At 65.4% G+C, this 15,800-nt stretch carries 8 protein-coding genes; 1 reads left to right on the top strand and 7 read right to left on the bottom strand.

Going from position 1 to position 15,800, the window contains the following annotated elements; genetic code table 11:
- Positions 1–12 precede the first annotated feature (12 nt).
- Positions 13–996 carry an IS1380 family transposase gene (locus A3ES_RS48660; protein ID WP_051084821.1) on the top strand — a complete coding sequence of 328 codons (984 nt, stop codon included), beginning with the start codon at positions 13–15 and terminating at the stop codon, positions 994–996.
- 397 nt (positions 997–1,393) lie between these two features.
- Here the strand turns inward: A3ES_RS48660 and A3ES_RS0127275 are convergent, their stop codons facing one another.
- The 7 genes from A3ES_RS0127275 to rfbB all read right to left on the bottom strand — a co-directional run bounded on the left by A3ES_RS0127275 (position 1,394) and on the right by rfbB (position 15,752).
- A complete protein-coding gene (locus A3ES_RS0127275; RefSeq protein ID WP_020390018.1) occupies positions 1,394–1,864 on the bottom strand; it encodes a MafI2 family immunity protein in 471 nt (156 codons plus the stop codon).
- 135 nt (positions 1,865–1,999) lie between these two features.
- On the bottom strand, positions 2,000–2,560 hold the full coding sequence (locus A3ES_RS0127270) for a suppressor of fused domain protein (RefSeq protein ID WP_083933733.1): 561 nt from the start codon (positions 2,558–2,560) through the stop codon (positions 2,000–2,002).
- Positions 2,561–8,929 (bottom strand): RHS repeat-associated core domain-containing protein, encoded by a 6,369-nt coding sequence (locus tag A3ES_RS48655; RefSeq protein WP_169501808.1) that lies wholly within the window; start codon positions 8,927–8,929, stop codon positions 2,561–2,563.
- A gap of 27 nt (positions 8,930–8,956) precedes the next feature.
- Complete coding sequence (locus A3ES_RS0127260) at positions 8,957–12,292, bottom strand: LamG-like jellyroll fold domain-containing protein (protein ID WP_020390015.1); 3,336 nt, start codon at positions 12,290–12,292, stop codon at positions 8,957–8,959.
- Positions 12,293–12,662: 370 nt separating this feature from the next.
- Complete coding sequence (locus A3ES_RS0127255) at positions 12,663–12,854, bottom strand: hypothetical protein (protein ID WP_020390014.1); 192 nt, start codon at positions 12,852–12,854, stop codon at positions 12,663–12,665.
- A gap of 86 nt (positions 12,855–12,940) precedes the next feature.
- The gene (gene fdhA, locus A3ES_RS0127250; protein ID WP_026163241.1) at positions 12,941–14,155 is read right to left on the bottom strand and encodes a formaldehyde dehydrogenase, glutathione-independent; all 1,215 of its coding nucleotides are present in this window, start codon (positions 14,153–14,155) and stop codon (positions 12,941–12,943) included.
- 601 nt (positions 14,156–14,756) lie between these two features.
- Positions 14,757–15,752 carry a dTDP-glucose 4,6-dehydratase gene (gene rfbB, locus A3ES_RS0127245; RefSeq protein WP_202806597.1) on the bottom strand — a complete coding sequence of 332 codons (996 nt, stop codon included), beginning with the start codon at positions 15,750–15,752 and terminating at the stop codon, positions 14,757–14,759.
- Between the last annotated feature and the right edge of the window lie 48 nt (positions 15,753–15,800).

The following is a 15,800-nucleotide window of genomic DNA, read 5'->3' as shown; positions in this document are numbered from 1 at the left end:
GGCGCGGACGAGGTGGTGTTCGTGGACCTGGACTCGACTCATCGGCAGGTGTACGGCTACGCCAAGCAGGGCGCAAAGGTGGGCCGGTTGAAGGGCAAGAAGACCCTGCACCCGCTGATCGCGACCCTGTCGACCCCGATCGCGCGGCCGGTGGTGGTGGCGGTCCGGCTCCGTAAGGGCAAGTCCGCCGACGTGCGTGGGGCAGCCCGGTTCCTGGCCGAAGCCCTGACCACGGTCCGGGCGATCGCCCCGGCCGCGCGGGTCGTGGTCCGCGCCGACAGCAAGTTCTACACCGCCGGCGTGGCCGCGACCGCGGCCCGCTACGGCGCGTCGGTGTCGCTGACCACCGGCTCCAACCCGAGCGTGGACGCCGCGATCGCGACGATCGGCGACACCGGGTGGACACCCATCCACTACCCCGAGGCGTTCGTCGACACCGAAACCGGTGAACTGGTCTCCGACGCCGAAGTCGCCGAGATCTCCTACACCGCGTTCTGTTCGCAGCCGAAGAACAACCAGGTCCACGGCCGGTTGATCGTGCGCCGGGTCAAACGGCTCAACCCGACCGCCGCTGCCGGNCAAGACGAACTGTTCACCAACTGGCGTCACCACGCGGTGTTCGNCACCNNCAGCATCGAGATGCTCCAGGCCGAAGACCAGCACCGCGATCACGCGATCATCGAACAAGTCATCGCCGACGCCGCCGGCAGCGCCCTGGCCCACCTGCCCTCCGGGGCGTTCCACGCCAACGCCGCCTGGACAGTNCTGTGGGCGATCGCGCACAACCTCACCCGCGCCGCCGGCGTCCTCGCCAGCACCTTCCACGCCCGCGCCACCACCGCGACCATCCGCGCCCACCTGATCAACGTNCCCGCCAGACTCGCCCGCNGCNCCCGGCGNCTGACTCTGCACATGCCCGAGCAATGGCCCTGGCAAGACGCCTGGACCGGCCTGCACAACGCCGTCCACCGACCGCCCCGACAACACGCTGTCTGACCCGACCAACCGCCCGCAGGGCCCAACCAAGGAACCAGAAGTGGAAAAGCCGGNCAGACCGGCGACCCCGCCACACCCGAACGCAGCCAGCGCTCCAACAAACTTCAAAATCCCTCACGAAACAACAACCAAAACCCGATCGGTGGATCCGGGCTCAGAGCTTTCAGTAGTCTTACTCGCCAACTTGTCCGCCGACATGCCAGACAGACTGTTTGGCGATCCATGCCCGATGACATCGTAGTAGCCCGGTGCCGCATGACGCTTCGAGAACGCGAGCGCGGTCTGCGTCGCCTTGTTTATCTCTACCTAGAGAAACTCCGCCCCTTCACCTCCGCCGGCTAACACTCAACCTCCTCGAGTGTTAGCGCACACCGTGCTGGCATCCCTGCAGGCCGTACTATTCTGGCTCGCTCTCTCGCCGGAGATAGACCCACTGCTCACCTGGCTCAAGTTCGCGCGGTGCACTGATTGGAACCGCAACAGCGGTGAAGCTGACGTCGACCGGTGGAACAAAGTCTGCCACCACGTAAGCCTCGACCTCGGCCACGGTCATTCGCTCCTCTTCACGCACGGCATCATAGATAAACCGCGCCTCGATCAGCGGCCCAATCGGCTTCACCGCAACTCCCCGGAGACTGGGCGTAACCATGTCCCACAGCGCCCTCTGGAATGAGAGGAGAACCTCGATGCGGAACGCACTGGCCTCGGACATCATTGGAGCTCCCCGGATGATTTGAACGCTTCCGCCCGCACGACGGTGGAGGTGCCGATAGAGGTCGGGCTGTCCACTCCGCCTTCCGTCGAGCGTGAACACCAGGTTCGAGTCATAATCCAGTTCGGAGTCCCGAACAACGTACGACTTGGTCATGCTGTGAGGTTCTCGGCTCCCGTGAGAATATTCGCGTAGCGCCTGTGGCTTCCAGCGACAGCCAGCGATGCATTGTCGGCGAGCACCCACCGACCTCTTCAAGCTCGTTCAGGCAACCCGCAAGCTGAACCACAGCTATGCGGCCGGCTCGGCGGCTCGGCGAGGGTCCCAGAACGGTGTTCCAGCCGCCTCCCAGCGCTTCAGCAGCGCGTCGGCGCCGTGCTCAGCCGTGAACTTGCGCTCCGATTCGAAGACCGGCACAACCTGAAGAAACTCGACGTGAACCCCACCGTCCAGTTGGAGCGCAGGCAATATCTGGGCGGCTTGGCGCAGCACCAGGAGCGTACGCATATCAGTGCCCGGCCACAGTGGTTCGTCGGCCGGAACCGTGTGCCCATGATCGACACGCACACCCTCCCGTCGGGCGAACAGCCCTAATGCCGCCAATGGCGAGGCGAGGGCATCGCGGCCAGGCTGGAGCCCAACGAAGAACTCGACGCGATGCCCCCGCTCAGCACCTGGCATGTCCTCCCCGCTGGAACCAAGTGTCGCGTAAAGGTCGACTCCTTCCCCGGTTGAGGCCGCATCCCACTTGAAGACCTCGATCTCGTGCACCCCAGTCCGGAACGAGGCCTTCCGAGACGGCTCACCCCAGCGACCTCGATACAGATCGCGAACAGCGTTGACTACATTCACTTACGGACCTCCATAAGGCCACCAGACACCAGCCGGCCAGCCAGGAGGCCACCACTGACCTGCCCCCGGCCCAAGTTCGTGCGACTTCTTGCTGCTGTTGCATGGCGTGCATGCACCGATCAGATTGTCAGGACTATTCGCACGAGTCGATCGTGTAACTCTATCGTCCGCCCAGCCGCCAGTGTCCCAGTCCTGCTTCAGCGACACGATGTGATCACCGGCAGTCGACGGTTTGGTTCCGCAATACGGACAGGTGGGCGCCTTCGCGAGCGCACCTGCACGCGCGGAGGGCGACATCCGTATGTATTGCGACCGCGCGTAAGGCGGCACTACTACCGCCGCGGTCTCCACACTGGAACTCGCAGCCGCTGTCCTTGCAGCGGCGTTGGCTGCAGTGGTCTCAGCGGTACGGGCGGCGGCGGAAGCCATGGCGCCGGCGCCCTTGGTGCCGAGGAGGATTTCGGCGCCGGTCCAGGCGCCTTGGCCGATGGCTTGGCCCCAGTTGCCGGCTTTGAGGTTTTGGATGATCGGGTCGGTGGTTCCCGCCACCATCGCCTGGCCCAGTGTTTGGGGTGTGCGGGTGATCGCCACGAAGTTCTGGATGGTCGCCGAGCAGATGGCGCCGGTGAAACTCATGGTGCATTCACGAGAGACCAGGACCAGGTCGATGCTGCCCTTCGCGGTGTTCAGCATCCCAGTGGCGATACCGTGGCCGATCTGCCCTTGCGCGTCGTTGCGACTGGAGTCGTCGAGCCTCTTCTGGGCCTTCTTGAACCAGCCCGCGACACCGCCGCCACCATCGTTGTTGTTGTCGGAGCCACCACCGCCGTGGTCGTTGCCGCCGTCGTCGCCGCCCGGGTTGGCCTGGTTCGTCCCCTTGTCGCTGCCCCCTGTCGGCTTCTCGACCACCGGCTTAGTCGGCGCCGGCGTGGGCGCTCCCCCGTCGCCCTGGTTCATCAGGCCGGTGGGGTCTGACATTGAGGTCGGGTTGTTGTTGCCGTAGGTGTAGCCGAGCATCTGCTGCGGATCACCGGTGGACATCAACGGGTCGACACTGATGAAGCGGCCGATCGCAGGGTCGTACTCGCGGGCCCCTACATGGGTCAGGCCCGTGGTCTTGTCCAGAGGCTTGCCGAGGAAGCCGTGGTTGTCCGGCCAGTTGGCCGGGTCCACGCCGCGGGACTCGCCGAAGGGGGTGCTGTAGCGGGTCACCGTTGCCAGGGTGGTTGAGTCGACCGAGACCTGGGTCGTGTCGTGGTGATCGGGGATCAGCCACTTGCGGTCGGTGACAGTCGACTTCACGGCGACCGCCTGGCCGCCGAGTGAGTACTCCCGCTTGGAGGTCACCGCCCGGGTCGCCGTGTCCAGCGTCAGCTCCAGCGACCCGAGGTACAGGGTCGTCTTTCCAGGGCTCTTGCGAAGAAGCAGGCCGCCGCCGGCGTCGTAGACGTACGACGTGTCGCCGGCCGTAGTGCTGAGCTTTTCCAGCTTGCTGTCCGCGTTCCAGGCCAGTGTCTGCGCGGGAGTGCCGGTCGGACCCGGCCGCGCCGTCGTGTTCCCGCCGACGTCATACGCGTACGTCGCGGTGGGCTTCGGCGCCGCGCCCGTAGTGGTGATCGACTTCACCGTGTGCGGCTGAGTCGTGTCGTAGTTATACGTCTGCAGCGTGTCGCCGAGCGCCGTGTGATCAGTCTGCGTCTTCCGCAGTCCGTTCGCCGTGTAGGTCCACGACTGCCAGTACTCCGCCGGTCCGCCGAGCGCCGCCGTCGACCGTGCCGCACCACAGTCGGCGTCGGCCGGGGTCCACGCCTCAGTCAGCCGCCGATGACCGTCATAGTCGTAGCACTGGGTATCCCCACCGACCAGGTTGTTGTCCTTGAGCAGGTTCCCGGCCGGGTCGTACTCGTAGTTGTGGTTGGCAACGATGTTCACGTCGCCGGCCAGCGTCTGCTTCAGCCGGCGGGTGCCCATCTCGAACGTGTTCACTACGTACATGTCCTCGTTCGATCCCAACTCGTACCGCTCGGGATCGCCCAGCTCCGTGTACTTCAGGTCCTTGACGTAGACGCCGTCGCCGCTCTTCATCGAGACCGGCTGACCCAATTGGGTATAGGTGTAGTTGAGAATCTCGGAACCGAGCGTGCCACCGCCCGGCAGGTCGGTGAAGTCGATCGTCGACGCGTCCGGCGCATAGCCGGTCATCGTTTCGTAGATACCGTCGAGCTCGCGACCCTCCGCGGCCGGGATCACCACGCTCGTCGCGGTCGGCTTGTACAGCACGTTCCGCGTGGTGACCTTCGACTTGTACGCCGGTCCGCTCTTTCCCGCCGGATAGCGGGCGGACTGGTAGAGCTGACCGAGGTTGCCGGGCGCGTCGTAGATCCAGTCCGACCTCAGGTTGGCGTCGGTTTTCGATCCCTCGTGCACCGCGACCTTGCGATTCAGATTGTCGTAGGTCGTGATCTGCGTCTTCTGATTCGCGTTCGTCACCGAGGTGACCCGGTCCACTGCGTCGAACTCGTAGGTCGTCGTTCCTGAATCAGGATCGTTCACCGTGGTCTGACGGCCCAGGATGTCGTGTCCGTACGTCCAGGTCGCCCCCGCACTGGTCAGCTGGGTGAGCTTGCCGGCTACGTCGTACGTGTAGCTGCTCTTGATGAAGCCGGGTGTCTGGACACTGCTGTCGTACTCACGCCGCTCGACCACATGCCCGACCGCGTCCTTGATCTCTGTCGTAGCCGCCGCACCATTCGGCGGCAGCGTGGTGATCGCGTCGCCGCTGTAGAGAGTCCTTGTCGACCACTTCGTCTGTCGCGAAACGGCGAAGGTGGACATCGTCACTCGTCCGGCGCCGTCGTAGGTCGTCTGGGTCTCGTTCGGAACCTCGGCGTCGAGGACGCTCAGCATGGTTCCGGCAGGCGCCGCGTTGTTCCACAGATCCTTGTTGTTGACGATGGCGAGGCCGCGCGAGTTGTACTTGGTCTCACTGATCAGCCGGCCGCCGTTCGCCGCGACCTCCTGACTCTGCCGAGGCCGGAGCAACGAGTCGTAGATCGCATAGCCCGACAAGTAGCCGTTGGCCAGGATGTTGAGCGAATCGGTCCGAACGTACGACGGCGCAGTACTCGACAGGCTGTAGGCGTACTTCGTATTCGGCAGCTTGCCAGCCGACTTCAACTGGTTCGGCAGCCAGACACTGGTGAGTCGTCCAAGGACGTCGTAGTCCAGGCTGGTCAGCTTCCCGTTCGGGTCGGTGACCTGCGAGGCGCTCCCCCACTCCGGCAGGAAGGTCGTCTTCGTCTCAAGACTCTTGTTGACCCCGTCGGCTGTCACGACGGCTGGTGTCCTGCTGGTGGTTTGCGTCAGCGCTCCAGCGCCGGCTGGCGTGTAGGCCACGGTCGAGACGCGCCCGATCGCGTCGGTCGTCGAGGTGACCCGCCCCAGAACGTCGTACGTCGATGTCCCCACCGTCTGGTACGTCGGCTGTCCGGTCCGATACCCGTCCAGCCGCTGAGTCGTGGTGATCTCGCCCTTCGTCGGCGCCGCGCCGAGCGAGCCGCCGTCATAGAAGGTCCGCGTGTCGGTCATCGCCCGGTTCTCGGGCGGGAACGCCGAAGCTGCATCACATCGGCCCTCCGACGTGACGATCCGCGACGGCACGACCAGCCCGGTGGCGGCGTTCTTCGCGTACGAAGTGAGCGTGCACGTCTCATCGACCTTCGCCGAGTCGCCTTGATCCTCGGTCTGAACCACCAGCCCCGTGGCTGGGTCGTACTCGGTCAGCGCGACGTGGACCAGGTCACTCCGGCCCCCGTCGCGAGTGATCCGGCCGGCCACCGCCGAGGGCTTGGTGATGTTCGCCCGGCGTACCAGGCCGGTCTCGATGGTCTGAGCGGCGGTCTCGTGGACCCAATAGTCGGTCAGGCTGCCGGAGATCTCGGTGTTGCTGCTGTCCGATGCATAGGCGATGGCCTCTCGGACGAGTCCATTGAGCGCAGGGACATCGGCCCGGGCGCCTCCGAGGGTATCGGCCACGCTGACCGACTTCGTGCCGCCAGCCTTGAGCTTGTCGCCGTGCATGCCACGGAAGTACGACGTCACCACCCTGGACCGCGGACCCGGCTGGAACGGATCACCGGACGACGTGGTCACCGTGCGGAAGCCACGCCAGTCCGACCAGTTGCGGTCCTTCGCGGGGATGAGCGGGTTTTCCTGGTAGTGCCAGGCAGCACCGCCGCCGTACGCGTAGTTCGTCACCACGGCGTCCGCGCCACCGGTGATGTCGTTGACCCGAACCTCGGTCACCACGTGCCGGTGGAACCAGTCCTCACGCTCGGCCGAGAGTGGTGGCTGCCATTTCACCGGGTAGCAACGCATCGTGTTGGTGTCTGCGGAGGCCGGCATCTTCACGCCGGCCACACACTCCGGCTCCGCGTAGTTCACGGTGATCTGGGCGCCGGTCTCGGTCCAGATGTTTCCGACCCTGATCTTCATCATCGGGCCGATGCCGTCGCTGTCGGTGTCGACGCGGTTCGGCAGCGGCTTCTTCCCGAAGCTCACGACCAGCGGGGCGGCGGCAGTCGGTGCGACGGCCTTGCCGGTGTGGGTGATGGACTGCAGCCACAGCGCCCTGCCGGACATGGGATCGCCTGGCGACGGGAAGTCCTGGGACAGTGCCCAGCCGTCGACGCTCTGGTACGCCGCTCCCTTCAGCACCTGGGTCGTCACCTGCGTCAACCGTCGACGGGAGAAGAAGGTCGGTGAGACCTTCGTGCAGGTCGCACCGGACGCGCAGATCTGGTCGAACGGAACATCGGGCCAGTTCGCCTTGGTCGCGCTCGTCAGCGACGTGCAGTTGGTCAGGCAGCGTTCCTGCGTCTCGAACAGCACCTGCATCGGTGCCGTCGCGGTCATCGCGTCGGAGCGCTGGCCGTACAGGATCTTGGTGAGGTAGCCACCGCGGTCGTAGACCTTGGTCGCGGTCGTAGCGCCGTTCTTGGCGTAGTAGTTGATCTCTTTCGCATACCACAACGACATCGCGTTGCCGTGCGGATCGACCACATAGTCCAGGTTCCAGCGCCAGGCCTGGTTGTCACAGAACGAGGTCGCGAATGTCGCCTTGTTGCACGGCTCGTTCGCGTCGTCACCGGCCACCGGGACGGTCCACACCGAGTTCTGCCCAGCCAGCAGCTGCCGCCCGAAGTAGTACTGCGTACCGTCGAGCGTCGTGACCTTCCACGCCTCGTTGTCGTCATCGCCGTTGGCCGTCGGGTTGACGACCTTCTCTACCTTCGAACCGTCGTCGTTCTTCAGCCGCCAGCCGTTCGTACCCTTGACGAGCTCGTTGGCCTGACCGTTCAGCACCACGGTCGCGTTGTCGTACTTCCAGCACAGGTCGTACTTGCCCACCTGTCCGTCGTCCTTGCACGAGCCGTACTTGCGCTCGACGTACGACTCCGTCAGCCCGAACCCCTCGCCGACCGACGACGACTGGCTGTTCGAGGCAACTGTCTTCCCGTCGACCGATTGTGCGGAATAGTCGATGGACAGCTTCGGGGTCGGACCCGCCGGAGCCGGAGGCACCCGCAGCGGGTAGTTCCAGGTGAAGTCACCACTCGACCGCCCGGCGGACCAAGAGGCAGCCGGTGAGAGCGAGGTCGCGGCATAGTCACCGCCACTGCCCCCTGAATCCGCAGTCACCGCCATGACTCGTTCGATGTTCCCGACTGACACCGGAGCCGTCAGGGTTTGCTTCTCGATGTTGTTGACCGAGCCGACCTCGGCCGGCGTCAGGCAGCCTTCCACCCTCGGGGTGGTCAGGGCGCAGGCCGGAAGCGAGACCAGCTTGAGCCGAGATGCCCAATCGCCTCCGGACGCTTCGGCGAAACCCGAATAGTCGACGGTGAGCTGAGCCGGTGCTTCGCCCAAACCCTGGTCCGCACGCGTCAGACCGAGCAAGAAACCGGACACGTCGGCAGCGGTCGCCGCCTTCTGGTCCAGCACTCGCACCCGCATCTTCGCTGGTGTCGCCGGCGCACCCTTAGCCCGAGCCTTCGGAGCCGCCAGCTGGATCGCCGAGCCGGCGACCGGGCCGAGGGCAACCGCCTGGTCAGCAGCGGTCGGCCACGTCGCGGGCTTGGGCTGCGGGCCGCGGACCATCTCGCGGGCTCGTTGCTCCACGGACCTCTTGGCTGTCGCGACCTCCAGTGCCCGCACCTTGGCGTCACGGGCCTTGGGCGACGGCGGAATCTTGGAGATCGTCGCCGCCGAGCTGGTCTGCGCACCGATCACCGGCAGGCCGCCCGCCAGCAGAGCGCAGGCAGACACCGTCACGAGGACCGCGGTACGAACAGCAACTGCTCTACTCATCGCTTTGTTCCTCTTGTCGGTCATCGGTCAGCCCGCCGGGATGGGGCAGTTGCCCTCGAGATCGGGGAATTCGTCGCAGATTGCCTGGTCGAGCAGCGGTCCGTTATACAGACGGAAGTCGTCGAGCTGACCGACGACCTCCGCGCCCGCAGTCCTGCCTTTGCCGATCACAGTGCTGCCCAGCCGGTACGGCTTGTGGTAGCCGTCCCGGCCGCCCTCTAAAGCCCTCTTGTTCACCGTGATGCCGATCTCCCCCAGCAGGCCGGAGCCGGTTGCGTCCTCGGCGGAGGCCTCGTAGGTACCGACGATAAGGTGCCAGTAGTTGGTGACGCTGTCGATGCTGGTCTCGAAGACGGCGACAGACGCTTCAGTCGTATCCGCCGGCGTCCGCGAGAAGATCCACTGCCCGTTCAGAGCGTTGAGTGGCTTCCATTCCAACCGCCAGGCATCGCGGTCCGGCCCCGCCTGACGAGCGATCACTGCCGGTTTGGTCGCGTCTTCGAGCTTCACCCAGACAGCTGCGGAGAAGCTCGTCCCGCCATCGATCACCGCACGCGGCAGGGACAGCGCCTCGCTTGCCGCACCGCTGAACTGGAGCACCCGGCCTCGGTCATCGTCTTCGACGAATGCCGCCGACTGGTCGGTGCTGCCGCCGAACCCCGAGATCGCCATGTTCGCGCCGTAGATCGTGTCCTCCGTGCGCCACACCTGATCCGCGCCCAACGTCGCGCCGTCCAGAGGCCAGCGAGCCGCCCGGCTGGCGACCACCCGGTCAGCCTTGCGGATCTCGACCTCGGCCATCACCGCTTCGGCGTTCAGCGGCCGCTGCCAGATCCGGACCGCGTCCAGCGAGCCGGCGAATCGGTTGCCGAAGATGTCGTTGTACTGCCCCTGGCCGATACTCAACGGACCGGTCGCCTTCCAGGCTGAGTCCGGGTAGGCGACATTGCCTGCCGTCTGCAAACGCCCGTTGATGTAGAGCTTGATCTTCGGCGCCGCCGGGTTGGCGTCGTACACGCCGGTGACCAGCGTCCAGGCGCCGACCACTGCCGGTTCGTCGGACAACGCCTTCACATTGACGGGCGACATGGTGTCGGTCTTCACGCGCATGAAGACCCAGCGGTTCAACGACCCCGAATAGTAGAGCTCGAACGCGCTGGAGATGTTGCCTGCGGCACCGACCACCACGGCTTCCTTGACCGAGGTCACCCGGGCCCAGGCCGATACGGTGAAGCTCTGCGACGTGTCCACCACCGTCGTCGGAGTCTCTGCGTAGTCATCGACACCGTCCAGCTGGATCGATCCGCCGTCACGGCCCGCGTCGTCGAACGCTGCTCCCCCGGCAAGCGTCAGTGGATGAGCCGGTGTCGCGGAATCCGCCGCGGTGCCTCCGCTGCCGTCGTCGAACGACCAGGCGGCTACCGGAGGCGCCGCACTCTTGAGGTTGATCAGGAAGCCGGCCGGCTCACTGGAATGTCCAGCGGCGTCAAAGCTCACGACGTACAGCGTGTTGTAGCCGTTCTGACTGGGAACAAGGTTGACGGTGACGGTATTGCCGTTCACCTTCGACCGGACTTTCGCGCCCTGGTAGTAGTACTCGTGGCGCAGGACGTCCGCCACCGCGCCCTTGATCGTGTACGAGACCGTGCCACCGAACGGGACGATCTCCTCACAGGTGGTGCCCGATGTCTTGCAGTTCGCAAGAGCGACGGACCCGTACTTGGCGGTGACGATCGGCGGAGGTGGAGCGAGTCTGTCGACCTTGAAATAGCACCAGATCGTATAGCCGGAAGCCAGCACACCGCCGCTGTACGGGTACAACGTGCGCGCCCTGAAATGGTAGGTGACCTGATCAGGGAACTCAGAGATCGGGATCGTCAGTGTCAACGGAGTACCCTGACTGTCCAGCGCCGTCTGCCGCGTGATGAACGGGTTTCCCGACGAACTGTAGATCTGGAGTTCGGCCCGAACCCGGTTGCCAGGGTCGTTCGCCGACAACATCGGGGTCACCCCGAACTGCAGATTGGCCGAATCGACAGTGTCCGGGGCTGTCGCCGTCCCGCAGCCGACCTCGGGATCAGTCAGTCCGAGCCTGCGTGGCACAGCGGGCTGGGACAGGTAACTGATCTCTAGCTCGCCGGTCGAGTCGAACTGCTTCCAGGCAATGCCGTCGGTCTCGTCGGTCGCGCTCAACCGGAACGTCGACGTGCTGTATCCCTTGGCTGCCGTGTCGACCATCGAGTTGGTGACCGGAATCTCGACGTACGCGTCCGGGCAGGACGAGCTGTAGCCGTTGGCGAAACTCTTGCTGCCTGCCAAGAGCTGGGCGACCGGCTGGTTGTTCCAGGTCGTCGCAGCCGAGATCGGCGCGGTGCGAGTCACGGTCACAGAGCGAGCAGTGCAACTGGCCGAGTGCGTCTCGTAGGTTCGCAGCGTCGCCCCGAGGATCTTCTTACCCACGTACGCAGCCGTGCTGAACTGGAAGAACGACCGGACAATCTTGTGCTGTTCGTAGTCCTCGTAACCCACACCGAGACTGTGGGTCGTCTTGTAGAACGAAGTCGTCGGGTACAACTGCCAGGCGGCCGCCCACGCGGACCTCGTCGGTGTGGACACCACAGGATCGAGAACGACCGGATAGACGGTGGACGCCCCAGTGAGCAGCGCAGAGTCCGGGACCACGGTCAGGCCACTCGCGTCGCCCTTGAAGTCCATCTTCGCCACGTGCGCGCCGCGGGGACCTTCACCGACAAGCTGCTCCGAGGACGCCGATTGAGCGGCCTTTGCCTGCGGCCCCGGCTTGGCCGAGTCCCACATGATGGCACTGCCGGCTGTCATCACCAGGCGGCCGTCCTGGGCCACGTATGCCGGTCCCGCCGGTCGGTTGGTGCGAAGGGACAGACCGGCCGAGACCACCGGGAAATGGATCGACTTCAAGGCCGGATTCAAGGCGGCCTCGCGGTTCTTCACCACGAGGTTGTAGGTAAAACCGTCGGTCGTTGCCTCGGTCACCAGATCCACGCCGGCCATCACGTCGGCGTACGTGGCCTTCGAACCGGACAGCGTCGGACGAGGAAGCGTCCAAGGCGACTGCAACTGCAGACTGCCGTCCTTGGTGCCGGACTTCACCAGCAGCCCTGGCCCGCCGCTCGACAGTGTGATGTCGGACAGCGCCGCCTTCGGTCCGACGCTTCCGTCCGGACGGAACTCAAGCGTGGTGTCGACGGCACGCCAATTATCACCCCGCCGCACACGAACCGGCTCATTGGCCAGCTTCGCGGTCAGCGAGCCATCCGGGTTGGCAAACGTCTGCGACGTCTCCGTGGTGCGATCCGGGATCTCGACCGGCTCCCCCGTCTGCACCGCGCGTGCGGCCGCATCAGCCTCGGTCCGTACAGCCGCTACGGGCGCCGCAACTGCCTCATTCCCCGGTAACGCCCTCGCTCCGAGAACCGCAACCACACAAACGGCCGAAACCAGGGCCAGCAGTCGTCGCCCAGCACTGTTCCCCGCGATCCATCCACCCACGATGCCCTCCCCGGCAAATGCCAGCCGGGCCTCACGCCGGGCAGCGGTCAAGTGTGCGGGTGGGCGCTACTCTGCGTCTATGTGACGATCACGACATGCAACAAGCTGCAATTCCTGTAACACCAGGCGAGGAGGCGACACCGCCGTACGAGGACCGGTCCCCGACGTCTCGTGGCCTGGCGCGGGTAGTGCCCAGCTCAGGACGCTAGGACAGCATGTGCGGGGCGTGGTTCGGCTCGTGTTCCCAGCGCAGCCGGTTCGAGCCGAAGCCCGCGGCGTGTACGCCGTCGTGGCCGATCGGGCGCCGGCAGTAGTAGTGCGGCGAGTACAGGTCGCGGCAGGAGTCCTGGTAGGTCGTGTAGGCGAACTCGAGGTCCAGTCGGGTGTCGCTGCTCATGAAAGTCGCTCTCGTGACGGTTTGCCCTCATTCGCAGTATGACGGGAGCCGGGCCGGTGGCCCTGCTCCCGTCTTGATGGCGGCTACTACTTGATCAGTCCATGCGGATCGAGCACGTACTTGCGGGCCGCTCCCTTGTCGAACTCGGCGTACCCCTGCGGCGCCTGATCCAGCGGGATGACCGTGGCGTTCACGTTCTTCGCGATCTGCGTACGGTCGTTCAGGATCGCCTTCATCAACTGGCGGTTGTACCGCATGACCGGGCACTGCCCTGTCGTGAACGACAGCGACTTCGCCCAGCCGAGGCCGAGCCGGATGGACAGGGAACCGATCTTCGCGGCATCGTCACTCGCACCGGGGTCGCCGGTGACGTAGAGCCCGGGAATGCCGACCGCGCCACCGGCCCGGGTGACATCCATGACCGTGTTCAGAACGGTCGCCGGCCGCTCGGCCTGGGCATCACTGCCGTGGCCGTGTGCCTCGAAACCGACTGCGTCGATGGCGCAGTCGACCTCCGGCTCGCCCAGGAGCTGTTCAACCTGGTCCCTCGGTTCGCCCTGTGACACATCGATCGTCTCGCAACCGAAGCTGCGGGCCTGTTCCAGCCGTTCCTTCTGCAGATCAGCCACGATCACGACCGCCGCTCCGAGGAGGAACGCCGACGTCGCCGCGGCCAGGCCGACGGGTCCGGCCCCTGCTACGTACACACTGGAACCAGTGCCGACCCCGGCCGTGACCGCGCCGTGGTAACCGGTGGGGAAGATGTCCGACAACATCGCCAGGTCGCGGATCTTCCCGAGCGCCTGGTCCTTGTCGGGGAACTTCAGCAGGTTCCAGTCGGCGTACGGCACCAGCGCGTACTCCGCCTGGCCGCCGACCCAGCCGCCCATGTCGACGTACCCGTACGCCGAGCCCGGCCGGTCCGGGTTCACGTTCAGGCAGACGCCGGTCTTGCCCTCCTTGCAGTTGATACACCGTCCACAGGCGATGTTGAACGGGACCGACACCAGATCGCCGACCTTGATGAACTCGACGTCCCGGCCGATCTCCGCCACCTCGCCGGTGATCTCATGGCCGAGAGCGAGTCCCGGCGGTGCTGTGGTCCGGCCGCGGACCATGTGCTGGTCGCTGCCGCAGATATTGCTGGCGACGACCTTCAGGATTGCCCCGTGTGGGACCTGCCGGCCCACGTTCGCGGGGTTGACCCCTGGACCATCCTTGAGCTCCAGGCTCGGGTAGTCGATCGTCTCGACCGCCACGTCACCTGGTCCCTTGTAAATGACTGCCCTGTTGCCAGGCACGACTATTGCTCCTCTCCGGGGAAGCTCCGGCGCCGAACGCCGTGGAGCCCTGCGATACGGCCTGCTGCGCTGTCTGCTGTCGAGCTGCACCAGCGGCATCACCAACTCGTTCGTCCGAGTTCGACCGGGCTTAGCTGCTTCGACCGCGGACCGCGACCGCCCTGTGGTGTAGCGATGCGGTCGTCGCCTGCCCCGTACCAGGTGAGTCCCATCCACCGGCGAACCTCTGCGCAAAAACGCAGGATCAACGCCGTTCCGAGGGATTGCTTCCGACGCTAGTCCCGTCCCCCGACCCCGTCAACGCACCACCGTTCGCTATCCGGCAGACCTCAACCCAACCACGACCGAGCCCGCCACTGGCGGGCTTCAACCCCACCGCGTGAAGGAAATTTGCCGCTCTATGACCAATTTCCTTCACGCCGTGCGGATGGGCCCGAGCCCACCACTGGTGGATCAAGTCGCCGCCGACAGAACGACGACAAAGCCCCTGGCCACACTTCCGGGAGAGGTCCGGACGTCCACGCATACCCAGGTCCGGCCAGCAAGCCCTTCTCTCGGCGTGTCGGGGCCATCGGCGCCGGGTTACGCGTGCGCAGCCACGTCAGCGGCCGAGGAGTTTGTATTTGGCTTCTGTGGTTGATTTGGCGGGTTTCCACCAGGTGGGGTTTTCGCGGTACCAGGTGATGGTGTTGGACAGGCCGGTGGTGAAGTCGTAGGTGGGGGTCCAGGCGAGTTCGGTGCGGAGTTTGGTGGTGTTGTTGGAGTAGCGCAGGTCGTGGCCGGGGCGGTCGGGGACGTGGTCGTAGGCGTTGGCGGGGTGGTCCATCAGGGTGAGGATTTGTTCGATGATTTGTTTGTTGCTTCGTTCGTCGCCGGAGCCGATCAAGTAGGTCTCGCCGATCTGGCCATTGGCGATGATGCGGTGGACCGCGTCGTTGTGGTCGTCGACGTGGGTCCATTCGCGGATGTTGTCGCCGGCGCCGTAGAGCTTGGGTTTGTCGCCGAGCAGGACGTTGGTGATCTGGCGTGGGATCAGCTTCTCGACGTGCTGGTACGGGCCGTAGTTGTTGGCGCAGTTCGAGAGCGTGGCCTGTACGCCGTACGAGCGGACCCAGGCGCGGACGAGAATGTCCGAGCTCGCCTTGCTGGCGGAGTACGGGCTGGACGGGTCGTACGGCGTGGTCTCGGTGAACTGCTCGACGCTGTCCAGCGGGAGGTCGCCGAAGACCTCGTCGGTGGAGATGTGGTGCAGTCGCTTGTCGTACCGGCGTACCGCTTCCAGCAGGGTGAACGTGCCGAGGATGTTGGTGCGGATGAACGGCGACGGGTCGTTCAGCGAGTTGTCGACGTGCGACTCGGCGGCGAAGTGGACCAGTACGTCGGTGTCCTGGACGAGCCCGTCGACCAGCGACGCGTCGCAGATGTCGCCGTGCACGAAGGTGATCCGGTCCGACACCGGGTCGAGGTTGCGCTGGCTGCCGGCGTACGTGAGCGCGTCGAGCACCGTGACCGCGAGGTCCGGGAAGCGCCGCAGCGTGTCGTGCACGAAGTTCGAGCCGATGAAGCCCGCACCGCCGGTGACCAGCATTCGCCGCATACGCGCAGGATATCCAGAGGTCAGTGACCGCAGGCGCCGGTACGGTGA

It is taken from the genome of Kribbella catacumbae DSM 19601 (genome assembly GCF_000372465.1).
In the GTDB taxonomy this organism is placed as follows: domain Bacteria; phylum Actinomycetota; class Actinomycetes; order Propionibacteriales; family Kribbellaceae; genus Kribbella; species Kribbella catacumbae.
The sequence above is the reverse complement of the archived record's forward strand: the minus strand, read 5'-3'. Positions and strand labels throughout refer to the sequence as shown.

Bases quoted from the DNA above. Each gene is read 5' to 3' on its own strand.
- A3ES_RS0127275 (WP_020390018.1), bottom strand. From the start codon at position 1,864: ATGACCAAGTCGTACGTTGTTCGGGACTCCGAACTGGATTATGACTCG.
- A3ES_RS48655 (WP_169501808.1), bottom strand. From the start codon at position 8,929: ATGAGTAGAGCAGTTGCTGTTCGTACCGCGGTCCTCGTGACGGTGTCT.
- A3ES_RS0127255 (WP_020390014.1), bottom strand. From the start codon at position 12,854: ATGAGCAGCGACACCCGACTGGACCTCGAGTTCGCCTACACGACCTAC.
- rfbB (WP_202806597.1), bottom strand. From the start codon at position 15,752: ATGCGGCGAATGCTGGTCACCGGCGGTGCGGGCTTCATCGGCTCGAAC.